The sequence below is a fragment of the Deinococcus proteolyticus MRP genome, assembly GCF_000190555.1.
GTDB lineage: Bacteria > Deinococcota > Deinococci > Deinococcales > Deinococcaceae > Deinococcus > Deinococcus proteolyticus.
In genome coordinates, this window is sequence record NC_015161.1 from 1,102,254 (window position 1) to 1,127,877 (window position 25,624).

General features: G+C 68.9%; 23 protein-coding genes and 1 other RNA gene. 10 read left to right on the forward strand and 14 right to left on the reverse strand.

Features of this window, described 5'->3' with window-relative positions; genetic code table 11:
* Window positions 1-23: 23 nt before the first annotated feature.
* Together dnaX and soxR are read right to left on the reverse strand one after the other, a co-directional pair.
* Entirely contained in the window at window positions 24-2,456 is a 2,433-nt protein-coding gene (gene dnaX, locus DEIPR_RS05325; RefSeq protein WP_013614810.1) for a DNA polymerase III subunit gamma/tau, read from the reverse strand.
* A gap of 144 nt (window positions 2,457-2,600) precedes the next feature.
* Window positions 2,601-3,050, reverse strand: a complete 450-nt coding sequence (soxR, locus tag DEIPR_RS05330) for a redox-sensitive transcriptional activator SoxR (RefSeq protein WP_013614811.1) — start codon at window positions 3,048-3,050, stop codon at window positions 2,601-2,603.
* Between the two features lie 53 nt (window positions 3,051-3,103).
* On the opposite strand from soxR, the gene DEIPR_RS14155 reads away from it, so the two are divergent.
* The 7 genes from DEIPR_RS14155 (at window position 3,104) to recA (ending at window position 7,319) form a co-directional block, all read left to right on the forward strand.
* On the forward strand, window positions 3,104-3,244 hold the full coding sequence (locus DEIPR_RS14155) for a hypothetical protein (RefSeq protein ID WP_169310674.1): 141 nt from the start codon (window positions 3,104-3,106) through the stop codon (window positions 3,242-3,244).
* Window positions 3,241-3,792 (forward strand): Rossmann-fold NAD(P)-binding domain-containing protein, encoded by a 552-nt coding sequence (locus tag DEIPR_RS05335; protein WP_013614812.1) that lies wholly within the window; start codon window positions 3,241-3,243, stop codon window positions 3,790-3,792. The genes DEIPR_RS14155 and DEIPR_RS05335 overlap by 4 nt, the downstream gene beginning before the upstream one ends.
* The gene (locus DEIPR_RS14160) at window positions 3,789-3,926 is read left to right on the forward strand and encodes a hypothetical protein (protein WP_013614813.1); all 138 of its coding nucleotides are present in this window, start codon (window positions 3,789-3,791) and stop codon (window positions 3,924-3,926) included. The genes DEIPR_RS05335 and DEIPR_RS14160 overlap by 4 nt, the downstream gene beginning before the upstream one ends.
* Before the next feature lie 108 nt (window positions 3,927-4,034).
* Window positions 4,035-4,481: a VOC family protein gene (locus DEIPR_RS05340; protein ID WP_013614815.1), complete on the forward strand. Its 447-nt coding sequence runs from the start codon at window positions 4,035-4,037 to the stop codon at window positions 4,479-4,481.
* Between the two features lie 125 nt (window positions 4,482-4,606).
* Window positions 4,607-5,335 carry an ornithine cyclodeaminase family protein gene (locus DEIPR_RS05345; protein ID WP_049775079.1) on the forward strand — a complete coding sequence of 243 codons (729 nt, stop codon included), beginning with the start codon at window positions 4,607-4,609 and terminating at the stop codon, window positions 5,333-5,335.
* A gap of 203 nt (window positions 5,336-5,538) precedes the next feature.
* Window positions 5,539-6,207 (forward strand): RNA 2',3'-cyclic phosphodiesterase, encoded by a 669-nt coding sequence (gene thpR, locus DEIPR_RS05350; RefSeq protein WP_013614817.1) that lies wholly within the window; start codon window positions 5,539-5,541, stop codon window positions 6,205-6,207.
* Complete coding sequence (recA, locus tag DEIPR_RS05355) at window positions 6,204-7,319, forward strand: recombinase RecA (RefSeq protein WP_013614818.1); 1,116 nt, start codon at window positions 6,204-6,206, stop codon at window positions 7,317-7,319. The genes thpR and recA overlap by 4 nt, the downstream gene beginning before the upstream one ends.
* Before the next feature lie 103 nt (window positions 7,320-7,422).
* Here the strand turns inward: recA and DEIPR_RS05360 are convergent, their stop codons facing one another.
* On the reverse strand, window positions 7,423-8,922 hold the full coding sequence (locus DEIPR_RS05360) for a CHASE2 domain-containing protein (RefSeq protein ID WP_013614819.1): 1,500 nt from the start codon (window positions 8,920-8,922) through the stop codon (window positions 7,423-7,425).
* Window positions 8,923-10,320, reverse strand: a complete 1,398-nt coding sequence (locus DEIPR_RS05365) for a FecR family protein (protein WP_049775080.1) — start codon at window positions 10,318-10,320, stop codon at window positions 8,923-8,925.
* Window positions 10,321-10,471: 151 nt separating this feature from the next.
* Here DEIPR_RS05365 and abc-f point away from each other — a divergent pair, with 151 nt between their 5' ends.
* Window positions 10,472-12,409, forward strand: coding sequence for a ribosomal protection-like ABC-F family protein (gene abc-f, locus DEIPR_RS05370; protein WP_041221962.1), 1,938 nt, complete (start codon window positions 10,472-10,474; stop codon window positions 12,407-12,409).
* Between the two features lie 285 nt (window positions 12,410-12,694).
* Here abc-f and DEIPR_RS05375 read toward each other — a convergent pair whose 3' ends face one another.
* The 3 genes from DEIPR_RS05375 to DEIPR_RS05385 are packed head-to-tail and all read right to left on the reverse strand — an operon-like array spanning window position 12,695 to window position 18,332.
* Window positions 12,695-13,915: a hybrid sensor histidine kinase/response regulator gene (locus DEIPR_RS05375; RefSeq protein WP_013614822.1), complete on the reverse strand. Its 1,221-nt coding sequence runs from the start codon at window positions 13,913-13,915 to the stop codon at window positions 12,695-12,697.
* On the reverse strand, window positions 13,912-17,388 hold the full coding sequence (locus tag DEIPR_RS05380) for an ATP-binding protein (RefSeq protein WP_013614823.1): 3,477 nt from the start codon (window positions 17,386-17,388) through the stop codon (window positions 13,912-13,914). Before DEIPR_RS05380 ends, DEIPR_RS05375 begins: the two co-directional genes overlap by 4 nt.
* A complete protein-coding gene (locus DEIPR_RS05385) occupies window positions 17,385-18,332 on the reverse strand; it encodes a shikimate dehydrogenase (RefSeq protein ID WP_013614824.1) in 948 nt (315 codons plus the stop codon). The genes DEIPR_RS05380 and DEIPR_RS05385 overlap by 4 nt, the downstream gene beginning before the upstream one ends.
* Window positions 18,333-18,465: 133 nt before the next feature.
* Here DEIPR_RS05385 and truD point away from each other — a divergent pair, with 133 nt between their 5' ends.
* On the forward strand, window positions 18,466-19,569 hold the full coding sequence (gene truD, locus DEIPR_RS05390; protein WP_013614825.1) for a tRNA pseudouridine(13) synthase TruD: 1,104 nt from the start codon (window positions 18,466-18,468) through the stop codon (window positions 19,567-19,569).
* Complete coding sequence (locus tag DEIPR_RS05395; protein ID WP_013614826.1) at window positions 19,566-20,069, forward strand: DUF3293 domain-containing protein; 504 nt, start codon at window positions 19,566-19,568, stop codon at window positions 20,067-20,069. Before truD ends, DEIPR_RS05395 begins: the two co-directional genes overlap by 4 nt.
* A 49-nt stretch (window positions 20,070-20,118) precedes the next feature.
* Here DEIPR_RS05395 and rnpB read toward each other — a convergent pair.
* The 7 genes from rnpB to DEIPR_RS05430 form a co-directional block, all read right to left on the reverse strand.
* An RNA gene (rnpB, locus tag DEIPR_RS05400) (RNase P RNA component class A) lies at window positions 20,119-20,544 on the reverse strand.
* Between the two features lie 39 nt (window positions 20,545-20,583).
* On the reverse strand, window positions 20,584-21,342 hold the full coding sequence (locus DEIPR_RS05405) for a pseudouridine synthase (RefSeq protein ID WP_013614827.1): 759 nt from the start codon (window positions 21,340-21,342) through the stop codon (window positions 20,584-20,586).
* Window positions 21,335-21,718, reverse strand: a complete 384-nt coding sequence (locus DEIPR_RS05410; RefSeq protein WP_041221963.1) for a hypothetical protein — start codon at window positions 21,716-21,718, stop codon at window positions 21,335-21,337. Before DEIPR_RS05410 ends, DEIPR_RS05405 begins: the two co-directional genes overlap by 8 nt.
* A 52-nt stretch (window positions 21,719-21,770) precedes the next feature.
* Entirely contained in the window at window positions 21,771-22,682 is a 912-nt protein-coding gene (locus DEIPR_RS05415; protein WP_013614829.1) for a hypothetical protein, read from the reverse strand.
* A gap of 94 nt (window positions 22,683-22,776) precedes the next feature.
* Entirely contained in the window at window positions 22,777-24,036 is a 1,260-nt protein-coding gene (locus DEIPR_RS05420) for a class I SAM-dependent RNA methyltransferase (protein ID WP_013614830.1), read from the reverse strand.
* Between the two features lie 160 nt (window positions 24,037-24,196).
* Entirely contained in the window at window positions 24,197-24,574 is a 378-nt protein-coding gene (locus tag DEIPR_RS05425) for a hypothetical protein (RefSeq protein ID WP_013614831.1), read from the reverse strand.
* 266 nt (window positions 24,575-24,840) lie between these two features.
* The gene (locus DEIPR_RS05430) at window positions 24,841-25,587 is read right to left on the reverse strand and encodes a DUF937 domain-containing protein (protein WP_013614832.1); all 747 of its coding nucleotides are present in this window, start codon (window positions 25,585-25,587) and stop codon (window positions 24,841-24,843) included.
* Window positions 25,588-25,624: the final 37 nt, after the last annotated feature.

Sequence of the window (25,624 nt, forward strand, 5' to 3'; positions counted from 1 at the left end):
AGTCTAAGGTTCCCGCGCTCCAATCACTCGTCCTCGCCAGTGTCCTCCTCGGCGGCGGCCGCAGGCGGCGTGCGGTTCTTGCCAATTTCGCGCACCTGGCCGGCAAAACGGCCACGAATGTCCTCGTACATGGGGTGGGCGCGGATATCGCGGATAGGAGCGCCGCCAGCCGGCGAACCGGCGGCCTGGGTTGCGGCAGCCGGTCGCTGTGGCGCGGCCGGGCGTTGCGGCGCGGGCGAGGCAGCGGGTTCACCCCGCTTGGCTCCCCCCGGCTGACCACCTGCCACGGGTGCCGCCTCCTGCGGCCCGGACGGCTGCAGCCTGGAAGGAGCAGGCGCCGCAGCACGTTCGCTCGGCGGTCCGAAGTCCTCCCAGGCGGGTTCTTCGGTGACCGGCTCGCCCAGGTACAGTTCGCGGGTGGCTGTCTCGGCCGGGGTTTCGGGGGTGTGCTCGGCCACTCCGGCCGGCAGCGGGGGTTCCTCGGCCGGGTCGTCCTGCCAGGGTGGGGCCTGTCCCGGCAGCGGAGCTTCGGCCATATCGTCGGGGGTCGGCGGAGGAGCAGGACGCAGGCGGGCAGCGGCCGCTGCGGGAGCCGTCTGGGGCTCCTGTATCTCCCGTGTCTCCGCCCGAGGCCGGCTGGCCGACTCCGCCGATTCCGCCGGCCGGCCCTGTGGCGGGGCTTCCCGGCGGGCCGGCGCAGCGCGGCGGGCCAGAGGGTCGAACTCGTCCACTGCAGCGGCCGCAGGCTTCCGGTCAGTCGGGGCAGGCGGGGAGGCAGAACCCTGTGCTGCCTGCACCACTTCATCCCGCGCCATTTCAGGCGGTGTCAGGTCGTCCTGCCCTGATGGCGGGGTCGGGGCGGCAGGAGCCGTGCGGGCCGCTGCCGCCTGCCCACCCCCTACCGGAATCTTGCGCCCACCACTGCCATCGGCCGTGATGAGCTCCAGCGTGACCGGGCCGAAGACCCGCTCCAGCAGAGGGGTCAGCTCGTCCAGCTTGGTCATGATTTGCCTGGCATGAAAACTGCCTTTGGCGTCGTAACTGAGGCTGACATAGCCGGCTTCGGCGTGCATGCGGGCCGGCTTGAGAAAGGCGCGGGTCTGCATGCTGACCATCCCCAGCACGTCGGCCCAGGTGCCGTTTGCCGGGGCGGCCACCTGCGGGGCGGGGCGGGCACCCACCGGAGCCGGGGTGCGGCGGCGCTGGCCGGGGTCGAAGTCGTCCACGGCCGGACCTGCCGGGGCCGCTGCAGCCGGCGCCACCGCACTTTCCCCCGCTCGCAGCGCGGCCAGCTCGCGTTCTAGCCGGCTCAGCCGGGCGGCCAGGTCGCTGCTCACCGCCGGGGAAGCCGCTGGCGCAGCGGCACGGGCTGCAGCAGCTCCCCCACCTGCGCTGCCGTCCGCCCCACCGTCTGCAGCCAGCAGCGCGTGGGTCAGTGCCAGTTCCAGACTGAGCAGGTCGGCAGCGCGGGAAAAGCGCGCTTCCTGCTCGTCCAGCGCCGCTTGCAACCGCAGCAGCCGGGGCACGTCGGCGCCGTCCAGCCGGGCGGCCTGAGCTTCGGCACCCTCCAGCACACCCAGCTCAGCGTGAATGGCCTGCGACAGTGCCTCTACCAGCCCTTCCACCACCGTGCGGGCCGCGAACCCGGCGCGGTACAGCTCGCCCGCGCTGCTCAGCGCTGGCCCGGCGTCTCCCTGCGCCAGCGCTCCGGCCAGCGCCCGCATCTGTTCGCCGGGGGGCAGGCCCAGCGCCTCTTCCACACTGCGCCGGGTCACAGCGGTGCCGGCGGCCAGCATCCGTTCCAGCAGGCTTTCACCGTCGCGCATGGCGCCGTCAGCCAGGCGGCCAATCAGGCCCAGCGCTTCGGGTTCGGCGCTCACGCCCTCTCCCTCGGCCAGCCCGGCCAGCTTGCCGGCAATCTCCTCGGCGGTCAGGCGGCGAAAGCGGTAGTGCTGGCAGCGCGAGAGGATGGTGGGAATGATTTTCTCCGGCTCGGTGGTCGCCAGAATAAAAATAACGTGCTCGGGCGGCTCTTCCAGCGTCTTGAGCAGCGCGTTAAAGGCGGCGCGGGACATCATGTGCGCCTCGTCGAGGATGTAGATTTTTTTGCCGCCGCGCATGGGCGCCAGGCCCACTTTCTCGCGCAGCTCGCGCACGTCCTCTACTGAGTTGTTGGAGGCCGCGTCAATTTCCAGCACGTCGGGGTGCGACCCGGCCCGCACGGCGCGGCAGTTCTCGCACTCGCCGCAGGGCTTGGGCTGCGGCCCGGTGCAGTTGGCGGTCATGGCAATGAGGCGGGCGGTGGTGGTCTTGCCCACGCCGCGCGGCCCGCTGAACAAATAAGCGTGGCCCACACGCCCCTGCTCCAGAGCGGTCTTCAGCACACCTTTGATGTGCTCCTGGCCCACCACTTCATCCCAGTGGATGGGACGGGCGCGCTGGTAGATGGCGCTCACAGCGACGCCCCGGGGACGTGTAGGACAACAAACATAGAACGAGCGCGAGAAAGGCTGTGCTGGGGGGTCGGCTCGGTGCTCACTGCCTCAGTCTAGCCCGCGCTGGCCGGCAGCGACTGCGGCCTGGGTTGCCAGAGCGTAGGCTTACTGACCAGCACGCGGCGACCCTGTCAGCCGGTTGGCACCCGGCCCCATACGCCCGTACTCGTCGCCTGGGTTGTAGAGGCGGCAACTTTCCAGGCTCAGGCAGCCGCAGCGAATACACCCGTTCAGGTCGTCGCGCAGGCGTTCCAGCGTGACAATTCGGGCATTCAGTTCTTCGCGCCATGCCGCCGAGAGCCGCTCCCAGTCGGCAGCGGTGGGCGTGCGGCCTTCGGGCAGGGTGGCCAGCGCCGTGCGGATATCAGCCAGCGAAATCCCCACCCGCTGTGCCGCGCCGATAAAGGCCAGCCGCCGCAGGGTGTCACGCGGGTAGCGGCGCTGGTTCCCGCCCGTGCGCGTGGCCGTAATCAGCCCTTCTTTTTCGTAAAAGTGCAGTGCGGACACCTTCAGGCCGCTGCGCTCGGCCACCTGCGCGGGGGTCAATTCAGTCATGTTTACCTCCAGGGCTTGACCTGAAGTTTACTTGAGGTTTTACAGTGCGGGGCATGACTGACAAGATGCCGACTTCGGCGCTGCTGAACTACCACCCGCGCTTTCCAGTGAACTATCACGCCGCGTCCACGCTATGTGAATTTACCTTCTGGAGCGGCAGCGAACTTCACACCCTTAAAGGACAACCCGCATGACCTGGCGCAGCCACAAGTCCAACATAACCGGATTAAAAACACTGGTGGTAGGCGGCACGGGGATGCTGTCAGGCACCATTCAGCACCTGCTGAACAGCGGGGATGAGGTGTATTCCATTTCCCGCCACGCCCCGGCCATCCGCCATCCCCGCTTGCACCCCCTCCTGCTGGATTACCGCAACTCGGAGGCATTGAAAGCCGCGCTGGCCACCTGCGGTTCCTTTGACCGGGCCGTGATATGGATTCACTCCATCGTCCCTGAAGCACCATTTGCAGTAGCTGAAGCTGTCACTGGCCCATATTTTCACGTTCTAGGAAGTGCGGCGGCTGACCCGTCACGTCCCGGCGCTGCCCGGCTGGAGCGTTTCCGCGCCCTCGGCACCGATTACCGCGAGGTCATTCTGGGCTTTCAGGTCACGGCGCACGGTTCCCGCTGGCTGACTAACGCGGAAATCAGCGCGGGCGTCTGGCACGCCATAGCGCAGGATGCCCGGCGGTTTGTTATCGGCACGGTAGAGCCCTGGGCCGCGCGGCCCGAATGGTCATGAGTTTGCATTTGGAACTGTTTGTCCGTGATGTGCCGGCGTTCAGCTACCGCCCCCTGCACCTGGGTGACATGCGAATCGCTGTGCAGGACATCCGCACCCCTACGCCGGAGAGAAGGAGAAAAAAACATGCATGAGTTCAGAGCAGATAAATTGGACAAAACCAATGCTGTGACCTTGGTTGGGGAACATCAGGACGCCAGCAACGCGGCGCAGCCGAATTTCCAGCCAACCCTGGAGTTGCCATGATTACGGGATTATTCGAGACCCACCTCAAGGTGGCCGATCTGGAGCGCTCCATGCACTTTTACGGCGAGGTGCTGGACCTAGAGCTAGCGCACCGCGATGAGACGCGGCCCATCGCCTTCTACTGGCTCGGAACACGCGGGGACGCCATGCTGGGCCTGTGGCTGGAGCCACCAAAGCGTATTCAGCGTCAGCACTTCGCTTTTCGCAGCACCGTGCAGGATGTGCTGCGTGCCCCCGCCTGGCTGCGTGAGCGTGGCCTGACGCCCCGAAATTTCCTGAATGACGGCACGGACGACCCCATGGTGTTCGCCTGGATGCCTGCTCTCGCCCTTTACTTCACGGACCCGGACGGGCACTCTCTGGAGTTGATAGCCATGCTGGAAGAGCAGCCGCGCCCGGAACTGGGCGTAGTTTCCAGAGAAAAATGGGAATCTCTGTCATGAAGATTCTCACGGACACTGAAGTCCAGCTTTTTCCGCGTGCTAGGGCAGTGGAGATAATACGCGGGGCGGTACTGGCAGCCGAACGCGGGGACTTGACCTCGCCTGCACGACTCCACACAGCAGACATGACTTTCACAGCAGGCAGCGCGGCAGATATCTTCGGCTTCCGGGCCTACCACACGCGGGACACGGCCTTCGACGAGCAGGTGATCGTGATCTGGGACAGTTCCGGACGCGTGGCGGGCGTGGTGATCGGCACGGAGTTGGGCCCCCTCCGCACCTCAGCGCTAGGCGTACTGGCGACGCAGGTGCTGGCCCGACCGGACGCCTCGCGCCTGGGCCTGATTGGGAGTGGCGTTCAGGCGCGGCAGCATGCGCTCACGCTGGCCAGCGTTAGAGAACTAACGCAGGTGCTGGTGTATAGCCGTCAGGCAGCAAACCGGGAGACACTGGCGGCCGAACTACGGGACGCCGGGTTGCCCGCGCAGGCGGCACATTCCGCTGAGGAAGTCTGCGCGGCGTCCGACCTGCTGACCCTGGCCACCACGAGCAACGTGCCCGTAATTCACAGCGAATGGGTGCAGCCTGGCAGCCACGTTTGCACGCTAGGACCAAAAGAAGAGCACCGCCACGAGTTTCCACCCGAACTGGCCCGCCGCGCCACACAAGTGGTCACAGACAGCCTGAATCAGTTGCAGGGCTACCCAGGGAACCATGTGCTGGCCGGGGAAGCTGTCACGCCGCTGGGCGCGTACTTGACTGGCGGAGTCACGCGCCAGCCAGACGACATTACCCTGTTTCTGTCGGTGGGACTGGCAGGAACAGAAGTGCTGCTGGCACAAGCTCTCTTGTAATACGGACTCCGTATCAAAAGGCAATGCAGCGCAGACAGTCATGCTGGCCGGCAGATGCTCAGCCCCACCCCCTAGCCCTCACTTCGCTTTTCGGTTATACTCCGAGGCGTTGTTATGCCCAGAACAGAATCAACCGCTACACAACATCTTCCCTTTCGGCTTTCCGTCTTCTCCGCTGCACCGGCCGCCGTCAGGCGCAGCGCGTGACCGGTTCGCGGAGCAGTTCGCGTGGCCGGCGGCCGGCTGGCCCCTCTGCTGCAGGCAGCGGCCGGCTGCGGCTGTTTTACGCCCTCAAGGTGCCCGACAGCGTGGCTGCCGAGCTGGCGCAGGCGCAGAGCAAACTGCGCGGCAACTGGCGGCGGGTGGAGCCCGCGCAGCTGCACATCACCCTGGCGTACCTGCCGGGCGTGCCGGCAGACCGTCTGGACGACCTCAAACGCCTGGGCGTGCAAGCTGCCCAGACGGCAGGACCGCTGGACATCGCCTTACGCGGCACTGGCTACTTTCCCAACGAGGGCAGCCCACGGGTGTGGTTCGTGAAAGCCGAGGCGGCGGGCCTGGACCCGCTGGCCGAAGCCCTGCGTGCCGGCGTGGCCGAGCTGGGCCTGGACACCGATGACAAGGCGTTCAAGGCGCACGTGACCCTGGCCCGCAAAAAAGGCCCCGCCCCCCGCCTGCCGCCGCTCGTCTTTGAGGACACCGGCTGGACCGCCGGCCACGTGAGCCTGGTGAAATCGGTGCTGCGCAAGACCGGACCCGTCTACCAGACCCTTTCCCGCTTTGAGTTGCGGGGTGCCCCAGCCGGGGACGCCGCACCCGACCCCACCGCCAAGCTGCCGGAATCTGCCGGGCAGCCACAGGAGAACTCATGAGCAAAACCAACCCCAAAGAAATCGCTGCCGGGCCTACCGACGCCAAAGAGCGCCAGAAAGCCATCGACACCGCCCTGAGCCAGATTGAAAAGCAGTTCGGCAAGGGCTCCATCATGAAGCTGGGCGCCGAGAGCAAGCTGGACGTGCAGACCATTTCCACCGGCTCCATGAGCCTGGACCTGGCGCTGGGTGTGGGCGGCGTGCCGCGTGGCCGCGTCACCGAGATTTACGGCCCCGAGTCGGGCGGCAAGACCACCCTGGCCCTGAGCATCATCGCGCAGGCCCAGAAGGCGGGCGGCACCGCAGCCTTTATTGACGCCGAGCACGCCCTGGACCCGGTGTACGCCCGCGCGCTGGGTGTGAACACCGACGAACTGCTGGTGTCGCAGCCCGACAACGGCGAGCAGGCCCTGGAAATCATGGAGCTGCTGGTCAGAAGCGGCGCGATGGATATCGTGGTGGTGGACTCGGTGGCCGCCCTGACCCCCAAGGCCGAAATCGAAGGTGACATGGGCGACTCGCTGCCCGGCCTGCAGGCCCGCTTGATGAGCCAGGCGCTGCGCAAGCTGACTTCCATCCTGTCCAAGACCGGCACCGCCGCCATCTTCATCAACCAGGTGCGCGAGAAGATCGGCGTGATGTACGGCAACCCCGAAACCACCACCGGCGGCCGCGCCCTGAAGTTCTACTCCAGCGTGCGCCTGGACGTGCGCAAAATCGGTCAGCCGATCAAGGTGGGCAACGACGCCGTCGCCAACACCGTCAAGGTGAAGACGGTCAAGAACAAGGTCGCCGCACCGTTCAAGGAAGTGGAACTGGCACTGGTCTACGGCAAGGGCTTCGACCAGCTGAACGACCTGGTCACGCTGGCCAGCGATATGGACATCATCAAGAAGGCCGGTTCTTTTTACTCGTACGGCGACGACCGCATCGGCCAGGGCAAGGAAAAAGCCATGCAGTACATCGCCGAGCGCCCTGAACTGGAAGATGAAATCCGTGCCCGCGTGCTGAACGCCATCCGGGCTGGCAACCAGACCGACGCCGCTCCTGCCCGCGATGCGGAGGCCGACGTGCCTGCCAGCCCGGCCGAGGAAGCCGAAGTCGAAGCCTGAGCAGTCCCCCGGCCCCACTCCGCCAGCCCCGCCAGCAAAGGCCGGGGCTGGTCTTTTTTGACGTGCAGCTGCCGTGTAGCCGCAGGGAAAGGAGGCGGCGGGCTCAGGTCCAAGCCAGTGGGGCCGGCAGCAGGGTCTGGCGGGCCGCCTCAATCAGGGACTGGGCGCTGACCTCGTCCAGCGGCGTGCCGGGCAGGGCCTGCACGCAGGCGTAACCGGCCGAGGGCCGCAGCGACTGGCCCCGCAGCGACACCCCGTTCAGGGTAAAGGCGAAGTAAGCGGCAATGTCACGTGCCTCCACGTCCGAGTGCACCGGGTCCACAATAAAGACCAGCTCGTCGCGCTCCCAGCGGAAGCCGAAACCTTCCAGATTGGGCACCTGCGGCCCCAGGTCCCTGAGCCGGCGCAGGCCCTGGTCCACGCCTTCTTCGGCCCACTCGTGCCCGAAGCGTTCTTCCAGCGTGGCGTAGCCTTCCAGGCGAATCAGGAACAGGTAGGCCTGTCCGCGGCTCGGGGCGCTCAGTAGGGTTTCCACTGCCTGCGACAGGCCGGCGCGGGTACCCAGCACCTGTTCGCCCAGGGTGGAGTGCAGCCGGACACCGCGCCGGGCGAGCAGGTCCTCTGCGGCGGCCAGGGCCAGACCCACCAGCGCCGCCGTGGCGAGTGTCAGGCCCGGAAACGCCACACCAGCCCGCCACAGCGCCAGCAGCAGCAGCGGCATCAGCAGGGCAATCAGCAGGCCCCAGGAGCGGTTCAGGATAAAACTCAGTCCCGCCACCAGCGCGGCCATCAGAGCCGCCGCCCAAACAGGAAAGGACAGGTAGGGCGGGACCAGCAAGCTGGCCACGGCGCGGGCCTGCAGTTCGCTGCCGGTGGGCCGCGCCGGGTCCGGCGAAGCCTGACCGATCACCACCACCTTGTCCTGCACATCGGCGTAGCGGAAACTCCCTGTCGCCACGTCACGGAAGCTGAGCCGGGTGTCCACCACCGCAGGGCTGAAACGGTGCAGAAAGCGGGGGCGGGTGTCCAGCGGCACCTGGGCGCCGGCAGCGCGGGCCAGTTGCCAGGCCAGCGTGGGCAGCAGCTCGCCCTGCGCCGTGCGGTAGCCGGTGCGGAAAGCGTAGGTCATGCCCAGCGAGTCACGGTCCAGCGCACTGACACCGGACCGGACCGGACGGTCTGCCACAGCGGCCGGTGGGGTCAGCGGGTCGCCCGGCCAAGCGGCCAGCACGACCCCGGCCTGACTGAAGACCTGATTCAGCTCCGCCGCCCCCGGGCGGGCGGGGTCCAGCAGCACGTCCACCCCGATGGCCCGCGCCCCGGCCTGCTGCAACTGCTCAGCGGCGGCGCGGTACACCGCGGGCGTCCAGGTGTTCAGGGGGCCGTAGTCGGCCAGACTGACCGGGTCAATATCCACCAGTACGGCCTGAGGCTCGGAGCGCGGGAACACCTGCCCGGCGAGGCTCCAGGCGGCCGGATTGTACGGCCAGGCCACCCCCACAGCGCCACCGAGCACCAGGCTGGTCAGCAGCAGGTAGGGCCAGCTGGAATGGCGGCCAGGGGCCGACCACCAGGGCCGGGAACGGGCACGGTACGGCGCCATCTAGTCGCGGTTCTCCACAGGGCCGGGGACAGACGGTACAGGTACAGACGGTGCAGGGGCGGGCAAAACCGAGGCAGGCAGCGCCGGCGACAGCTCCTGACGTTGGTCGTAACGCCGCGCCGCCACCCGGAAGGTGTAGCGGCCAGCCGGCAGTGCGGCCAGCTGCTGGCGGCCCACCGGCGACAGCGTGTAGGTGACAGGGTTCAGGCTCAGCGGCCGGCCCTCGCCGTCCACGGCCACTTCTGCCTGCGGACGCAGCGGCCAAGCCCACAGCACCCCGTCCTCGGCGCGGGCTTCCAGCCACACTTCACTGAGGGGAGCCGCCTGCACGGCCAGCTCAGTCTCGCCCGGCACGGTCAGGTCGCGCAGGCCAATCGGCTGGGCACGCAGTTCGTCCAGCGACAGATTCAGGGCGTCCTGGGCGTCGGGTTGCAGGACTTCCAGGTGCTCACCCCGGAGTTGCTGTCCACCCTGCACCGCCGCTGCACCGGCCTCCACCTCGCCCTCAAACACCTTGACCAGGCCGCCTGCGTCCACGCGGTAAACCGTACCGCGCACCGCCGTACTGATAACCGGCGTGGTCAGGCGGTAGCCGCCCTGCCCCTTGGCGACCACGTTCCAGGCGCTGCCCCGGTTCAGCTGCAGCCAGACCTCGCGCCCACGGGTGGAGGTCTGCACGGCCGTCACCTGCAGCTCACTGTCGGCCTGAAGCCGCAGGTAGCCCCCGCCGGTAAAGCCCAGCTCAGCCCAGGAATTGCGGCCGGTGCGCAGCCGCTGTCCCTCCGCCAGCGACTGCCCCACGCCGGCCGGGCGCAGCTGCCCCTGCCCCACGGACACCTGCCCCCGGAGCGCCTCGATCACCGCGTCACCGCGCCCGGTGATGCGCGACAGGTACCAGGGGTCACTCTCCTGGTAGGCCGAGGTACGTGCTGCGCTCAGCGAGAACTGGCTGCCGGCCGCCACGTTCACCGTGCGGGAACCGAAAGCCACCCGGGCGGTGCCGCGCAGCGCGGCAATCCGCGCACTGCGGGGCAGCAGGTCCACACGGGCCGCGCCGCCGGCCGGCACGTTGAGATGGTATCCCCGCACGTACAGCTGCACTGGCCCGGTCACATAGGCCTGCCCAGCCATGACCTGCAACTTGCCCCCGTTGACCTGAGCCTGGACCGCGCTGTTCAGCAGGGCGGTGCCGCCGCCCCAGCGCAGTTCCAGCCGCCCGGCGCCGGTACGGACCCGCTGGGCCTGCAGTGGACCGGCTTGCAGCGGGCTCCACAGTCCGCCGGCCCTCTGCCCCTCGGCGCTGCCGTACACCTGCTGCACCTGCAGCTGGGCCTGAGCCGTTCCCAGGCTCAGGGTCAGCAGAAGCAACAAAGCAGGTCGGGCAGCGACTTTCCACATGCGGCCCAGTGTATCCTCCCCGTCATACGAATCCATGACCTTGGCCTCATGAGAGGCTGTTCCAGCTCTATTCCATTTGCTCATGGTCATTTTCAGCGGCCTGCCCCCCCGGTTCCGGGCTCCCGCCAGGCCGCCCGCTATACTGCCCCGCGTGCTGGTTGCCCTGAAAAACGCCGAGAAATACTACGGACCCCACCGCGTGCTGGAAGGCATCGATTTTGCGCTGCACGCCGGTGACCGCATCGGGCTGGTGGGCCGCAATGGGGCCGGCAAGTCTACCCTGCTGCGGCTGCTGACCGGCGAGGTCCTGCCCGACGGCGGCGAGGTGCTGCGGGCCCCAGGCGTGCGGGTCCGCAGCCTGAGCCAGGACCCCAGCTTTGCGCCGGGCAGCACGGTAGATGGGGTGCTGGAAGCAGCTTTCCGCGACCTGGACGCCCTGGAAGCCGAACTGAACCAAGCCGCCGCCGCCATGACCGACGGCAGCGAGGCCAGCATCCTGCGCCACGAGGAACTGCTGGAAGCGTTCGGGCGCCGGGGTGGATTTCAGCGCCGCAGCCGCAAAGAGGCGGCCGCGCTGGCGTTCGGCTTCCGGGGCCGCGAGCACGAGGAAGTCGCGGGGCTGTCGGGCGGCGAACGCACCCGCCTGGGCCTGGCCGCGCTGCTGGTCGAGAACCCGGACGTGCTGCTGCTGGACGAGCCCACCAACCACCTGGACATCGTGATGGGGGAGTGGCTGGAAACCTTTTTGGGCCGCTACCCAGGCGCGGTGCTGGCCATCAGCCACGACCGGGCCTTTCTGGACGCCGTGACCACCGAAACCGCTTACCTGCGCGGCGGCCTTCTCAGGCGCTATCCCGGCGGCTACACCCGCTTCCGCACGGCGCTGGAGCAGGACCTGCAGCAGCAGGCCGCCCAGTACGCGCAGCAGCAAAAGGCCGTGGCCGACCTGCAGGCCAGCGCCGACCGCATGAAGGTGTGGGGCCTGGGCATGTCCAAGCTGGCGCGGCGGGCCAAAGCCATGCAGGCCCGCGTGGACCGCATGGCCGCAGCTTCGGTGAGTGCGCCCCCGCCCGAGCAGCGCACCACCTCCATCACGTTCCACGCGCCCGAAAGCGGCGAAGTGGTGCTGGACGCGCAGGGGCTGACCCGACGCATGGGCGAGCGCACCTTGTTTGAAGGGGTGCGGGTACAGCTGCGCCGGGGGGAACGGGTCGCCATCATCGGCCGCAACGGGGCCGGTAAAACCACCCTGCTGCGCACCCTGCTGGGGCTGGACCCTTCCGACGACCCCCAGGGCCGCACCCTGACCGGCGCCCGCGTCAGCGTGGGCTACTACGACCAGCAACTGCGCGGCGTGGACCCGGATAGGACGCTGTTCGACGTGGCCCGCCAGTACACCCAGAAAGACACCGAAGCCCACACGCTGCTGGGCACGTTTCTGTTTCCCTACGAACAGCACGACAAGCCCACCCGGATTCTGTCGGGCGGCGAGCGGGCACGGCTGGCGCTGCTGCGGCTGGCGCAGGAGGACCACAACTTTCTGGTGATGGACGAGCCCACCAACCACCTGGACATGGAAATGGTCGAGGCACTGGAGGACGCCCTGGCCGGCTACGGCGGCACCCTGCTGATGGTGAGCCACGACCGAGCCTTTATCGAGGCACTGGCCGACCAGGTGTGGCTGGTGGAAGACGGGGAGTTCTACCGCTACCCCGGCTGGGAGGATTACCGCGACCAGCACGCCGCCCGCCGCGCCGCAGCAGCCCCGGCCCCCACTGGCCCGGCCACGCCCAACTCGGCCACACCCAGCCCGGCCACGTCCAGCCCAGCCCCGGCAGCGGCTGCTGCTTCCCAGGGCCGCTTTGCGGAGGTCAACACCTACCAGCTCGGCAAGCGTGTCCAGGCGCTGGAGGCCGACATCGAGCGGCTGGAAGCCGAAGTGGAGGCCGCCGGGCTGGCCCTGGCGCAGGCTGCCCCAGACGCCGACTTTGCCGAGCTGGGCCGCACGGCACATGCGCTGGAACAGCAGCTGGAAACGGTGCTCCAGGAATGGGAGGAAGCCGGAGCCGAGCTGGAAAGGCGCGGCTGATACAGCCAGTGTGGGTTTGCCGCCGCTATACCTACGCCGCGCTGCTGGCTGCTGAGACCAGAGCGCACTGCGCGTGACTTTTTCACTCCGGCTTTTTCCTGGGCGCGGTGGCTGTCCCAGCGGCCGCCTGTTCAGACAGCCCCCCGCCCCCGGAGAAGGCCCAGCCCTTTCAGCAGGCCCGCTCCTGCTGGCCGTATCCGGAGAACCGGAGCAGGCCGGCTGGGCGCAGCACCCAGGCTTCCACTGAGGGCAGCTCCACGGCCACCCCCACCCGGCTCAGCCCCGCTACTCCAGCAGGTCGGTCTGAGCCAGTTCGCCGGCGTCCCAGACCTCGTCCTCTTCTTCCAGGAGGGGCAGGCGCACCCGGAAGGTGGCTCCACCGCCGGGCGTGTCCACCACGTCAATCTGACCGTCGTGACCTATGATGACCTGTTGAGCGATGGTCAGGCCCAGCCCCGCCGAGCCGGCTTCCTTGCCCCGGTAGAACTTGTCGAAGATGCGCGGCTTGATCTCATCGGGAACGCCGGGACCCTGGTCGATGATGTGCACCTCGGCAAACCCCTCGCTGCGGCGGGCTTCCAGCGTCACCTTGTCGGGCGTGCCGCACACCCGCACCGCGTTGCCCACCAGGTTCACCAGCACCTGGGTCAGCCGGCCAGGGTCGCCCAGCACTTCCAGCGGCCGGTCCAGCAACCGCGCCTGCACCTGGAAATCGCGGCCCACCTGCTCCACCAGCCGGTCCAGATTCACGAAGTGCATTTCGATGTCCTGCACCAGCTCGCCCCGCGAGATTTGCAGCAGGTCATTGACCAGCCGGGTCATGTTCTCGGCCACCCGCCGGGCGTCCGAGAGGGTCTGCGAAGGCCCCTTCTCGCGCTCCTGGCGGTGCAGGTAGCCCAGCAGCGCCGTGAGGGGCGTCCGCAGCTCGTGGCTGGTTTCGGCCAGGAAAGTCTGCTGCATGGTGAGCGCCTCGGACAGCTGCTGCGCCTGCACCTCCAGCCGCTGACGCTGCGCCTCGGCCACGCCGCGCAGCCGCTCCACTTCCTCCAGGCGCTGCTGCAGCGACAGGTTCAGCTCGCGCACGGCCTGCTCGGCCATTTCCTGGCGGCGCTGGGCGTCATATTCCGCGATGGCGCGGCGCACACTGGGCGCCAGCCGCTCCAGCCGCTGCTTGAGAATGTAGTCGGTCACGCCCTGGCGCAGCGTGTCCACCGCGATTTCCTCGCCCATCGCGCCGGTGACAATCAGGAAAGGCAGGAAAGGGTCATGCGCCTCGGCTGCCCGAAAAGCCCGCAGGCCGTCGTAACTGGGCAGCGCGTAGTCGCTGAGAATCAGGTGGGGCGAGAAAGTCTGCAGCTCGTGCAGGAAGCTCGCCTCGTCTTCGGCGCGGCGCACTTCCAGCTGCCAGGGCAAGTCGGTGCGCAGCGATTCGATCACCAGCTCATGGTCGAGGTCGTTGTCTTCCAGGTGCAGCAGCCGCAGCACGCGTTCGTCAGGCTGGGTCATATCCGGGCGTCCGTTTCGGTGCCGGCCGGCAGTTCCGGGCGGGGCTGCAGGGGAAGAGTCACACTGAAGGTGGCACCCACGCCCGGCTCTCCGTGCGCCGAGACCCGGCCCCCGTGTCGCTGGATAATCCGCCGCACATTGGCCAGGCCGATGCCGGTGCCCTCGAATTCGTCGCTGTTGTGGAGTCGCTGAAACACACCAAACAGTTTATCGGTATAGCGGGGGTCAAAGCCCACGCCGTTGTCGTGAACCCGGATTTCAGCCATCTCCTCACCGTCTGGCACGCTGTCCACCCGAATCAGGACCTCCTCGCGGGTACGCGAGTATTTCAGCGCGTTGCCCAGCAGGTTGGTAAAGACCTGTGCCAGCAGCCGCTCGTCGCCGTAGACGGTGGGCAGCGGCTCCAGCTGCAGCGCCACGCTGTGGCCCTCGCGGTCGGGCTGCAACTCCGCCCACACACCGGTCACCAGTGCGCCGAGGTCCACCCGCTGCTGGCGCAGTTCGGCGCGGCCGGTGCGGGAGAATTCCAGCAGGTCGTCAATCAGGTGGCCCATGCGCTGGCCCGAATCCAGAATCACATTCAGGTAACGCTCGGCCTGCTGAGACAGGTCTTCGTTCTCGGCCTGGAGCTTCTTGCGCAGCAGCTCCCCGAAGCCGGTCATGTGCCGCAGCGGCGTGCGCAGGTCATGGCTGACCGAGTAGCTGAACGCTTCCAGCTCGCGGTTGGCTTCGCCCAGCTCCTGGGTGCGTTCGCGCACGCGCTGCTCCAGCGAGCGGTTGAGCTGCTGCAGCTCTTCCTGGGCCAGCGAGGCCCGCTGGCGCAGCACATCGTTGTCCAGGGCCAGGGCGAAGCGCTGAGCCACCTGCTCGGCCAGCTCGAAGTCATAGGAGTGGATCGGGCGCGGGAAGGCCAGCCCCAGCATGCCGCGCAGGCTGCCGTCGTGGCCCCGCAGCGGAAGCGAGAGAAACTCCGCCGTGCCCAGCGCCTGGAGCAGCGACGAATCGCGGTCCACGAAAGCTTCCTGTCGGGCGGCCGCACTGCGCACCAGCTCCTCGATGGTCTGCATCATCTCGGGCGTGAGCTGGTAGTCCTCCTTGAAGCTCTGGCCCATCCAGTGAATCTGGTACTGCGGCTGCGCTGGCGCGCCGTCCGTCTCCATCTCGCTCCCAGGCTCAGAGGGCAGCGGGTCGGTGCGCCACAGGGCCACGGCAGCCCCCAGCGAAGCGGCCATCAGCTCCACGGCGTGCTGGTAACTGCGGCGCTGAATCAGCAGCTCGTTGCCCTGGGCCAGCGGCGAATGCGACAGGGCGTCCGAAATCTGGACCATCAGGCGGGCGCGGAACTCGGCACGCACCTGGTCGTCCACGTCGGTGGTGGTCCCGACCCACTCCACCACGTCGTCGCCGGCACCCAGCAGCGGCACGGCGCGCACCACGTAGGTGCGGTAATGTCCCTCGGGGCCCACCATCTGCACTTCGACCTCCAGCGGGCGGGACATGCTCCGCGCCTCAGCCACCGCCTGGTAGAACCGGTCCAGGTCGTCTGGATGAACCGGCAGCGCCAGGTCGTCCAGGTCCACTGGAGCGGGCAGGCCAGGCTGCAGGTCGTACCAGCGCCCGTTCACATAGGTCACGTTCCAGTCGGCGTCCACTGTCCAGACCAGCTGCGGCATGCCGCTCAGCACCATGCGGTAGTGGTCCTGCTCGGCCAGGGCCAGCTGCTCGGCCATCAGGCGGGCGTGGACATCGGTGGCCACGGCAATCCACTCGTTGACCTCACCGCTGATGGTATGCAGCGGCGCCACCTTGAGCGAGACCCAGCGCCAGCCGGGCGCCGGCGCCGAAGGCTGCTGCCCGTGCAGAAACGCGGCTTCGGGCGTCCGCAGGGCCAGGCGCAGGTCGGCTTCCTGCTGCTGACCGCTGGTGTAGGCCACTTCCCACAGGTCGTCGTAGGCGGCCAGGTCCTCAGGGTGCACCTGCCCGCGCACCACCGGCCCGCTCAGCAGGTCGCGGAACTGCTGGTTGGCGTAGGTCAGCCGGCCGCGGCGGTTGGACAGCCACAGCACATGCGGCACCCCGTCAAGCGCTGCCCGCGACTGCTGCTCCTGGTCACGCAGGCGCTGCTGGCTTTCGAGAGCCTCGCTCACGTCGCGCAGCACGTGCAGATAGCCCAGCAGCTCCTGCCCCTGCCCCATCACGCGGATACGGCTCATCTCTCCCCAAAAGGTCTGGCCGCCGGGGCCGTGCAAGCGGCGCACCACCCCGCTGTACTCTTCGGGGGATTCGTCCGAGAACAGCGCGTGGCGGTTGCCCGGCTCATCCACCACCGTCTGCTCACGCACCTGGTCGATGTGGGCGCCGGCCAGCCCCCGGAATTCCAGGCCCAGCAGGTCCAGGTAACGGCGGTTCATCATCCGCACGAACCCGTCGGGGGTGGTAAAGGCGGCTCCGCCGTCCATCGCCTGGAAAATGGCCGAGAAATCGGCCCGCGACTGCTCCAGAAAGCTCTGGGAGGCGCCCAGGTCGAGGTTGGCCTGCTGCAAACGGCGGTTGAGCCGCAGCTGATCACTGACCAGCCGGTGCGTGAGCAGGCCGGCCAGCAGCCCCATCATGACCACCAGCGGTGCCAAGAGGCTGGACGGGTCCCGCGCCGAAAGCTGCGGCACCCGCACCTGCAGCGTCCAGTCGTGGCCCAGACGCGGCACGGTGGTCTGCAGCAGGTCGCCGCTGGCGCCGGTGTTCAGCGCCACCGGCTGCCCTATCAGGGCCAGGAGGCCGCTCTGCTCACGCGGCTCCGGGCTCAGCGGGCGGCCGTCCATCAGAATCTTCACCTGGGTGGTCGATACCGGCGAGAGCTGCTTGACTTCCTCCAGCAGCTGCTCGACGTTGACCAGAGCGTACAGGGCACAGGGCGCCTTCCCAGTGGTGGGCAAGACCGCGCAGGGCTTGACGACCAACAGGGAGTGGTACTCCTCGCCCAGCGGTGAGCGGCTCTGAGCGCTGAACGGCGCCGTAAGGCCGGTGGTGCCGCTCCGGACAGCCGCATTGACGGTTTGCTGAATCATCTGCCCCGCCTGCGGGCCGAACGTCACCGGCCCGAGTTGGCGCGGAGGCTGGGCCAGGCGGCCACCACTGAACCGCAGGATGTTCAGCTCGTGCACGCTGGGGAAATACTGCTCCAGATGCAGGCCGGTGGTAAAGGTGCTGATATCGGTGCCGGGCTGCTTGTCGGCGTACAGGAAAGAGTAGGTGGACAGCAGCAGCGTCTCGTAGTCGGACAGACGGTCGGTCAGCACCTTGGCGTGTAGGTCCAGCTGATTCTGCGTCTCGGTCAGCTGCTGCTGGCGCACGTAGGTATGGACCGCCACCGCCGAAATCAGCGTGACCAGCACAATCAGAATCAGCAGCTGGGTCGCCAGCGAAATCTGCAGGAAAGCGGGGCGGCGGCTGGGAGGCGGCGTGCCGGCGGTCATGCCTGGGCCTCCGCACCCGGTTCCGCCGGCCTACCCAGCTCCCGGTGGGCCGCTGCCAGCAGCACTCCAGGGTCCACCGCCTGCCCCGTCCAGCGGGCAAAGGCCAGCGCCGCCTGGTGGGCCAGCATCCCCAGGCCGCCTGCGGTCCGCACGCCCTGCGCCGCCGCGTCCCGCCGTAGCCGGGTGTGCTCGGGGCGGTACACCATGTCGTAGACCAGAGCACCGGGCGGCAGCTGCTGCCACTGCGGCGGGGTCAGTGGCAACGGGGTTTCGTCCGGGCGATCCAGACCGGCACTGCTGGCGTTGAGAATCAGGCCCACCTCGGCCCAGTTCACCGCCTGCGGTGACGCCGCCTGCGGTGACGCCGCCTCCACTGTCCAGCCCTCCACTGTGTAACCCTCGACGGCGCAGCCCTCCTGGGCCCACTCGGCGGCCAGAGCAGCGGCCCGCTCCGGGGTGCGGTTCAGAATCAGGGTGGGCACGCCCCACTCGCGCAGCACCCACAGCGCCGCGCGGGCGGCTCCCCCGGCCCCCAGCAGCACGGCGCGCTGCCCAGCTCGCTTTTCTGGCGCGGGGGCGTAGCCGGCGTCCAGTAGCGCGGCCTGCAGGCCGGGAGCGTCGGTGTTGTCGCCCAGCAGGCGGCCTTCCTCCCAGAACACGGTATTGACCGCACCGACCGCCGTAGCCGCTGGCGTCAGGCCGTCCAGCAGGGGAATGGCCGCCACTTTGTGCGGCAGGCTGAGGTTGGCTCCGGTCAGGGCGCCGGCCGCCGCCTGTGCCCGCAGGGCCTGCAAGCGGGCCGGCAGCGCGGCGGGGGGCACGTCTTCGGCCCGGTAGCTGCCACTCCAGCCCACCGCCTCCAGCGCGGCGCAGTGCAGGGCCGGTGAGAGCGAGTGGGCCGCAGGGTGCGCGAACAGAAAGGCGTGGAGTTCCGCCGTAGGCATGACAGCCAGTCTAACCCATGTGTTTTGGGGTGCTGGAGCCAGGATACGAACTGGCCGGCCTGCTGCTCTGCCAGGCGAGAAGGCTGCTGCCACTTCGGCCCAGTTTCCGGGGAGATGCTCTAAGCTGCACGGCGTGACCGACCCTGCCCGCCTGCCTGCTGCCGACGCCCTCACCTTTCGCTGGAGTTCCCTGGCACGGCTGGGTGAGCGGCCTGCCGAGGAGGGCACCGGAGGGGAGCTGCGGCGCGAGCTGGCCGACTTTCAGGTAGAGGAGCTGCCGCTGTACCTGCCCGCCGGCGAGGGCGAACACCTGATGATTCACCTGCGCAAAGAAGGCCACACCACCGGGCACCTGCTGCGCGAACTGGCCCGGCAGCTGCGCGTCAAGGACCGCGACATCGGCAGCGCGGGGCAAAAGGACCGCCACGCCGTGACCACGCAGTGGGTGTCGGTGCCGGCTGCGGCCGAAAAGCGGCTGCCGCACTTCGCCCTGCCCGGCGTGGAGGTACTGGAAGCAGGCCGCCACACCGGCAAGCTGGGGCTGGGGCACCTGCGCGGCAACCGTTTCCGGGTGGAAGTGCGCGGCGCGCCCGGCACCGCCGAGCAGGCGGCGGCGCGGCTGCGTGAGCTGGAAGCGCAGGGCATTCCCAACTATTTCGGGCCGCAGCGCTTCGGGCTGGGCGGCATCAACGCCGCCGAGGGCGTGCGGGTGCTGCGCGGCGAATCGAACTTGAGCGACCCCCGGCTGCGACGCTTTCTGGTGTCGGCCCTGCAAAGCAGCGTTTTCAACGCCTACCTCAGCCGGCGACTGGAGCGGGGGCTGTTCGCGGCCCTGCTGCCGGGCGACCGGGCCAAGAAGCACAGCAGCGGCGGTGAATTCTGGGTGGATAGCCCCGCCGAAAGCGAGCGGGCCGCACGCGGCGAGGTCAGCGCCCTAGGCAACCTGTTCGGCAAGAAGAGCCAGCCGCTGCGGGAAGAGGGCGGCCTGCTGGAGCAAGAAGCGCTGGCAGCGCTGGACCTCACACCGGCAGACTTCAGCACGCCGCTGGCGGGCCTGCGCGGCGATACCCGGCTCACACGCATCTACTTTCTGGAAGCGCCGCAGCTGAGCCCCACGCCGGACGGCTACACGGTGCAGTTCGCCCTGCCGCGTGGCAGCTTCGCCACTGCCGTGCTGCGCGAACTGATGGGCGGCGAGGTGGACACCCTCCCGCTGCCCGGGGAAAAAGAGGCGTGACGCGCCGTGGCCCCGGCCCTGGCCCAGCGCCGCACCGTGACCCGCGGCATGGCGACCCACTGCACGGTGACCCGCTCCGCCACGCTTTCCTGACCACCCGTTACGGCACCGCTGCCGAACCGGCCTGGCTGAGCGGGCGCCCCGGCCCCGGCCCCGGTTGGGCCGCCGGGCGCTGGGGCATCGTCACGGCCTGGAACCCTGCCGGGCAGCAGGCGGACAGCAGCAGCAACGCGGCGCGGCAAGCTGAACTGGAGCGCCGCCTACGCAGTCTGGGCCGGCCCTTCTTCCCCGGTCACAACGGCGAAGGCGAGTGGCAGGAACCCACGTTCATCGTCAGGGGGCTGGGCCCGGCCGAGCTGGCAGGGCTGGGCGGCGACTTCGGGCAGGCGGCCGTGCTGCACGGCAGCGGCACGCGGGCAGCGCTGCTGTGGCTGGACGGGTCTCAGGTCACCGGGGCGGAGCGGCGCTGGCTGGTCAGCGAGCCGCCGCAGCCCGCATGAATCCGGAAGCAGCATGAAAAAAACGCTTCCCACGGGGGGAAGCGCTGCCGGGAGACGATAAGCTGGGTTCTGTCCTGCCCCTGCGGGCAGGGACGACCATCTCTCTGGGACGCCTGTCGCCAGACGCCTCAAGCGACCATCCTGGCGCTGCAAACGGGCGGGCCGCCCTCACGCACTGTCGGGTCTTGCACCGGATGGGGTTTACCAGCGCTCCCAGTCTCCTGGGAACCTGGTGCGCTCTTACCGCACCGTTTCACCTTGACCTGCCGCCTGCCACGCCTGGCATACGCGGCCGCAGGCCGTCTTGTTTCTGTGGCACTGTCCTTCGGCTTCGCCGCTTTCCCCCGCTGCAGGCGCGCAGCAGGGGCGCTGGGCTCGCCGACCAGCCGTTAGCTGGCATCCTCGCCCTGTGGTGCCCAGACTTTCCTCACGGTCTGTGCCCAGGTGGGCGCAGCCGCGCGGCCGTCTGTCTCCCGGCGGGGCAGTCTAGCAGACTGTGAGGGCCCGGGGAGGCCTACAGCCACAGCCGGCGGGTCAGGGCCTCCTGCTCACGCTGCGCCGGCGACTGCTGGCGTGTGCCGGGCTGCAGCAGCCAGTCCAGTTCCTGCTCGCCCAGCTGCACGAACTCGCCGGGGCCCAGGTCGCCCAGCCACAGGCCGCCCACCCGGTAGCGCAGCAGCCGGTCTACCGGGCAGCCCACCTCGGCGAACATCCGGCGCACCTGCCGCTTGCGGCCCTCACGCAGCAGGGCCAGTGCCCCGCCGGGAGCCGGCTCCACCTCGGCGCGGGCGAACCCCTCTTCCAGCTCTACGCCGCGCCGCAGCGCCGCCAGCTCCTGCTCGCCGGGTTCGGGGAAGCACCACACCCGGTACACCTTTTCGTGCTCGAAACGGGGATGGGTCAGGCGCAGGGTCAGGTCGCCGTCGGTGGTCAGAATCAGCAACCCTTCGGAGTCCTTGTCGAGCCGGCCTACCGGATGCAGGCCGGGCACCGGCGGCATGGCGTCCAGCACGGTTCGGCGGCCCAGCTCGTCCTGCGCGGTGGTCACGAAGCCGGCCGGCTTGTGCAGCATGTAGGTGACGTGCGGCGTGGGAGCGGCGACAGGCTCGCCGTCCACCGTCACGCGGTCGCCCGGCTGGACCCGCACGCCAAGGCCCGCCGGGATACCGTTCACCGCCACGCGGCCTGCCGTGATGAGTTCCTCGGCAGCGCGGCGCGAGGCCACCCCGGCGCGGGCCAGGACTTTCTGGAGGCGTTCGCCGGAATCAGTCATGGCGGACCGCTTCGTGCATGGGGACTGCTGCCGGGCGGCGGGGAGCCAGCAGCCCCACCAGCCCCAGTGCCAGCAGCAGGGCAGCCACGGCCAGCACGGTGGTCTCGCCGGGCAGGTCCAGGCGCAGCGCAGCGGCTCCCAGCGTGGCGGCCAGCAGCAGGTTGCCGGCCACCAGATTCACCCGGCCGGTGGGGTCGCTGCGGTAACCGGCGTACAGCAGGCCCAGGCTCCAGGCCGTAAGCAGTGCGCCGGCGCCGCGTACCAGCCACAGCGGCGAAGCGCCCAGCAGGTCAGCAGTCGCCTGGGGCAGCCAGTACAGGCCCAGCCCCAGCGGAAGCAGCAGCAGAGCGGTCAGCCAGAATGCGAGACGTAACACAGCGCCCAGTGTAGCCGCCGGGGAGGCCGGCACACCGTAGCGCCGGGCCGAGTCAGGGATTCAGTTCGCGCAGCAGCAAAAAGCCCGAGAACTCCTGGCCTGAGCGTGCGCCCAGGTTCAGCACCAGCTCACGCGGTCCCTGGTCCCCGCGGGCGGGCAGGGTCCACAGCGAGGTAGCAGAGCGCTCCTGCACCAGCTCCCCAGCCTGGGTCCAGCCCTGCTGCTTCAGCTGCGCGGCGTAGTGACTGTGCAGCGCGCTCAGCGTCACCTCACCCTGCAAGCTAGTGGACTGATGCCAGTCCGCGTCACTGCGGCCGCTCCCGCCGCCTCCCACTGTGACGCCTGCCGGCGCCCGCAGGGTGGGAAGGTTGCTCGGCCCATAGCCCGGCCCGAACCGCTGTGGAGAGCTGACCTGCCGCACCGCGTCGGCTCCTGTTCTGTACCACAGGACCAGCGGGCGGCGGCCCTGAGTGTCCGCCGGACCGCTGAAGGTCAGCTGAATCACAGCCGCCGGCGCAGTGCGGTAAAAGATCAGCGGCTGCCCTGCGGCATCCGGCTCCTCGGCAGCCACGAAACCACTTTCGGCCTCACCCCAGCCGGGCTGCCCCTGCTTCCATCCGCTCTGGGCCAGATAAAAGTCCTGCAGGGCCGCCCCACTGAGGGCCGTGTCCAGATAGACGGCCGCGCTGCCGCCCTCGGGGGCAAACTGACCGCCGACAATTTCCGTGCGCGCAGGCAGCGGCACCTCAACGCCCGGCGGCAGCTTGCCCAACACATAGTTGCCCTCGGAGATGCGGCTCAGCAAGCGCTCCAGCGCAGCCGGGTCTGCCGCAGTGGCCTGTACCCGCGCTGGAGCCTGTCCCTGTCCCTGTTCCTGTGCCGCTGCCGGCGCCGCGCTGCCTGCTGCGGCTTGCCCTAGACCCAGCGCACCGCTCAGCAAGCAGACCAGCCCCACCCACTCCATTCCTTTTTTCGCATATTCCCAAAGTAGCGCCGGGCACTCCAGGCCACATGTTGGCCCGGTGATGCCCGGCTGACGGGAGGTTCATTCTCAGGGCTTAGCGCTCCAGCACGCTGACCACTTCCACGTGACTGGTCTGCGGATAAAAGTCGTGCGGCACCACGCGGCCCAGTTTCCAGCCCCGCCCCACCAGGTCGCCCACGTCGCGCGCCCAGGTGGCCGGGTCACACGACACGTACACCAGGCGGTCGGCGGTCGAGGCATGGATGTGCCCCCGCACGGCCGGGTCCAGACCGGCGCGGGGCGGGTCCACCACAATCACTTCGGCACTCAGTTCTTCCAGTTCCTCGGCTGCTCCCTGCTGAAAAGTGATGTTGCGGATTTCGGCCTCGCCCGCCGCCTGCCGGCCACGGGTCAGGGCTTCGGCGGAGCTGTCCAGCACGGTTACCTGCTCGAAGCTGCGAGTCAGGTGCCGGCCGATGGCGCCGGCCCCGCCGTACAGGTCGGCGGCGTGGCTGCCCTGACCGGCCAGCTCGGCCACCTGCAAGTAGGCCAGACCGGCAGCGGCCGGGTTCACCTGCGAGAACCCCACAGCGCTCACCGGCAGAATCACGTCGCCGAAGCGCTCGGGCACGGTGCTTTCGCCGGCAATCAGGCGCACGCCCGCGCTGAAGCGCTTGCCGGCCGGCGCCGCCAGGCTGACACCCACGGCGCCGGCGTCCATCAGGTGGTCGGCCGCCCGCAGGTAGGTGCGGGGTTCGCCGGGACCAATCAGGGCGGCCACCACTTCACCGCTCAGGAACGAACCGCGCACGGCGATTTCGCCCGCGGGTGCCAGCAGCGCCGGATCCAGCCGAGAGAGCAGCTCGGCCACGAAGGGAGCAATCAGGGGGTCGTGCTCCACCAGTCGGGGGCGGTGTTCCCGGCGCTCGCGGTAGGCCAGGCCCTGCGGCGTCACCAGATACTGGGCGCCGCTGCGGTAGCCGGTCTGGGCCGGACTGGGCACCGTCTCCTCCACCCGGTGACCGCTCAGCTTGCCGATGCGGGTCAGCGCTTCTACCACGAAATCGCGCTTGTAGCGCAGCTGCGCCGCGTAGCTGGCGTGGGCCAGGTCAGTGGTGGGCAGGGCAGGTTCAGACCTGGCCACCCGGTCGGGGCTGGCTTCCAGCACCTCGGTCACGTGGCCCTGGCGCACGCCCTTGCCGCTGCGGATTTCGGCGCGCACACGCTCGCCGGGCAGAGCGCCGCGAATCAGAACGACGCCCGACTCGTCGCGGGCCAGCCCCAGCCCGCCCGACACCACCTTTTCAATCAGATAGGTGGCGGCTGCGGGCGTGCGGGAGGAAAGAGACTGCATAGCGGGCAGCTTAGCGCGTCTGCCCGCTATGCCACAGTGCGCCCACTTCCCAGCGGGTACCTGCTTCCCACACGAGACCCCTATTCCGCATCAGCTGGAGCGTCTGGCCGGGCTCGGCACTGCGGAGAATGTGCCCTGCCAAGGAGGCCCGGGACCACCCTCAGTCGGACCCGGCGGCCGGCTGAAATGTGGTGGCCACCACCCGCCCGTCCCCGCCGTACCGCACCAGCAACCAGTCCTCGGTTTCGCAGCCGGGAGCCGTGAATCCGCAGCCCACCCGGTAGGCTTCGGTCATGGCCGCCGGGAAAGCGTCGGCCGGACCCAGCAGGGTGTACACCTGCAAGCGGGCCGGGTGCCGGGCTTCCAGCCAGTCCTGCGCCGCGAAAGCCATGTCACGGCGCGGGTTGGCGTCCGGTGCCGTGGCCACGTCCGCCCCACGCCAGACTGCAGAGTTCAGCGGCCGGTACTGCGGCCCACTGCCGCTCAGCTGCCACAGGGAAAATCCGCCGACCAGTACGCCCAGGATCAGCAACCACACGGCGGCAGCTCCAGCCAGCTGGGGCCAGCCTCTGGGCACGGAGACCCGGGGAACCGACAAAGCCACGCGCATACCAACTTTCAGTATTGCAACCAATCTGACACTCAGCTGATCTTAAGCAGTTGGTGAGGGTACGCTCAAAGGGGGTGGACAGCTTGGGGGCAGCGCGCTGAAGACCGGGCACGGCCGCGAACAAACAACGCAGAGGCGAGCCTGGCTGGGCCCACCTCTGCGCTTCACGCTCTATCCCGTGCCCCGCGCCCGGCTCAGCTGCGGCGGCGGCCCAGCATGTCCATGACTTCGTTCAGGGCACTGCCGTCGCCGTCACGGTCCAGGGCGCGGTTCAGGGTACCCAGCAGCCCACCGAGGTTGCCAGCGCCGGTTCCCGCCGCGCCGGGCAGATTCTGCATGGGGGCATTCTGCCCAGTACCAAGCTGTCCAGCCCCAATCTGTCCAGGCAGGCTCTGGCCGCCCAGGCCACCGCCCAGCAGACCACCCAGCACGCTCGTCAGGACCGAGGTGATGTCGCCGCCCGCCGGAGCTGCGGCGCCAGTCTGACCCGGCAGGCCACCAGGGAAGCCGCCGGGCAGGCCGGCCGTCTGACCTGCGCCGGCCCCCTGCTGACGCTGGCGGTTAAGGTAACTCAGCACCAGCGGCGCGGCGATGCTCAGAATCTGCAGGGCCAGCTGGGGGTCAATGCCCGAGCGCTGGCCCACCGCGTTGGCCGCCGCCTGCTGCTGACCGCCGAAGATGTGCTGCAGGGCGGCCTGACCGTCCTGCATGTCCGGCAGCTGACCGGCGCGGGCGAAGCTTTCCAGTTCCTGCTCGCCGTGCTGAGCCACCGCCTGCTCAATGGCGGCCGCCTGACCCTGCTGAGCGTTGCGGGTCAGGGCACCCAGCAGCAGCGGCACGGCGGCCTGCAGGGCGTCCTGGGTCTGCTCGGGGCTGGCGCCGACGCGCTGGCCGACCTGCTGGGCCTGCATCTGGCCCGCCAGAAGTTGCAAAAGTTCCATACGCCCGAGTATAGGGCGGCCGGCGCCCAGGCCCAGG

Excerpts from the sequence above, each read along its gene's own strand:
- DEIPR_RS05380 (WP_013614823.1), bottom strand. The coding sequence starts at position 17,388 with ATGACCGCCGGCACGCCGCCTCCCAGCCGCCGCCCCGCTTTCCTGCAG.
- soxR (WP_013614811.1), bottom strand. The coding sequence starts at position 3,050 with ATGACTGAATTGACCCCCGCGCAGGTGGCCGAGCGCAGCGGCCTGAAG.
- DEIPR_RS05385 (WP_013614824.1), bottom strand. The coding sequence starts at position 18,332 with ATGCCTACGGCGGAACTCCACGCCTTTCTGTTCGCGCACCCTGCGGCC.
- DEIPR_RS05365 (WP_049775080.1), bottom strand. The coding sequence starts at position 10,320 with ATGTGGAAAGTCGCTGCCCGACCTGCTTTGTTGCTTCTGCTGACCCTG.
- DEIPR_RS05345 (WP_049775079.1), top strand. The coding sequence starts at position 4,607 with ATGACTTTCACAGCAGGCAGCGCGGCAGATATCTTCGGCTTCCGGGCC.
- DEIPR_RS05335 (WP_013614812.1), top strand. The coding sequence starts at position 3,241 with ATGACCTGGCGCAGCCACAAGTCCAACATAACCGGATTAAAAACACTG.
- DEIPR_RS05415 (WP_013614829.1), bottom strand. The coding sequence starts at position 22,682 with ATGGAGTGGGTGGGGCTGGTCTGCTTGCTGAGCGGTGCGCTGGGTCTA.
- DEIPR_RS05340 (WP_013614815.1), top strand. The coding sequence starts at position 4,035 with ATGATTACGGGATTATTCGAGACCCACCTCAAGGTGGCCGATCTGGAG.
- DEIPR_RS05430 (WP_013614832.1), bottom strand. The coding sequence starts at position 25,587 with ATGGAACTTTTGCAACTTCTGGCGGGCCAGATGCAGGCCCAGCAGGTC.
- DEIPR_RS05405 (WP_013614827.1), bottom strand. The coding sequence starts at position 21,342 with ATGACTGATTCCGGCGAACGCCTCCAGAAAGTCCTGGCCCGCGCCGGG.
- DEIPR_RS14155 (WP_169310674.1), top strand. The coding sequence starts at position 3,104 with ATGACTGACAAGATGCCGACTTCGGCGCTGCTGAACTACCACCCGCGC.
- DEIPR_RS05360 (WP_013614819.1), bottom strand. The coding sequence starts at position 8,922 with ATGGCGCCGTACCGTGCCCGTTCCCGGCCCTGGTGGTCGGCCCCTGGC.
- recA (WP_013614818.1), top strand. The coding sequence starts at position 6,204 with ATGAGCAAAACCAACCCCAAAGAAATCGCTGCCGGGCCTACCGACGCC.
- DEIPR_RS14160 (WP_013614813.1), top strand. The coding sequence starts at position 3,789 with ATGAGTTTGCATTTGGAACTGTTTGTCCGTGATGTGCCGGCGTTCAGC.
- DEIPR_RS05420 (WP_013614830.1), bottom strand. The coding sequence starts at position 24,036 with ATGCAGTCTCTTTCCTCCCGCACGCCCGCAGCCGCCACCTATCTGATT.
- DEIPR_RS05375 (WP_013614822.1), bottom strand. The coding sequence starts at position 13,915 with ATGACCCAGCCTGACGAACGCGTGCTGCGGCTGCTGCACCTGGAAGAC.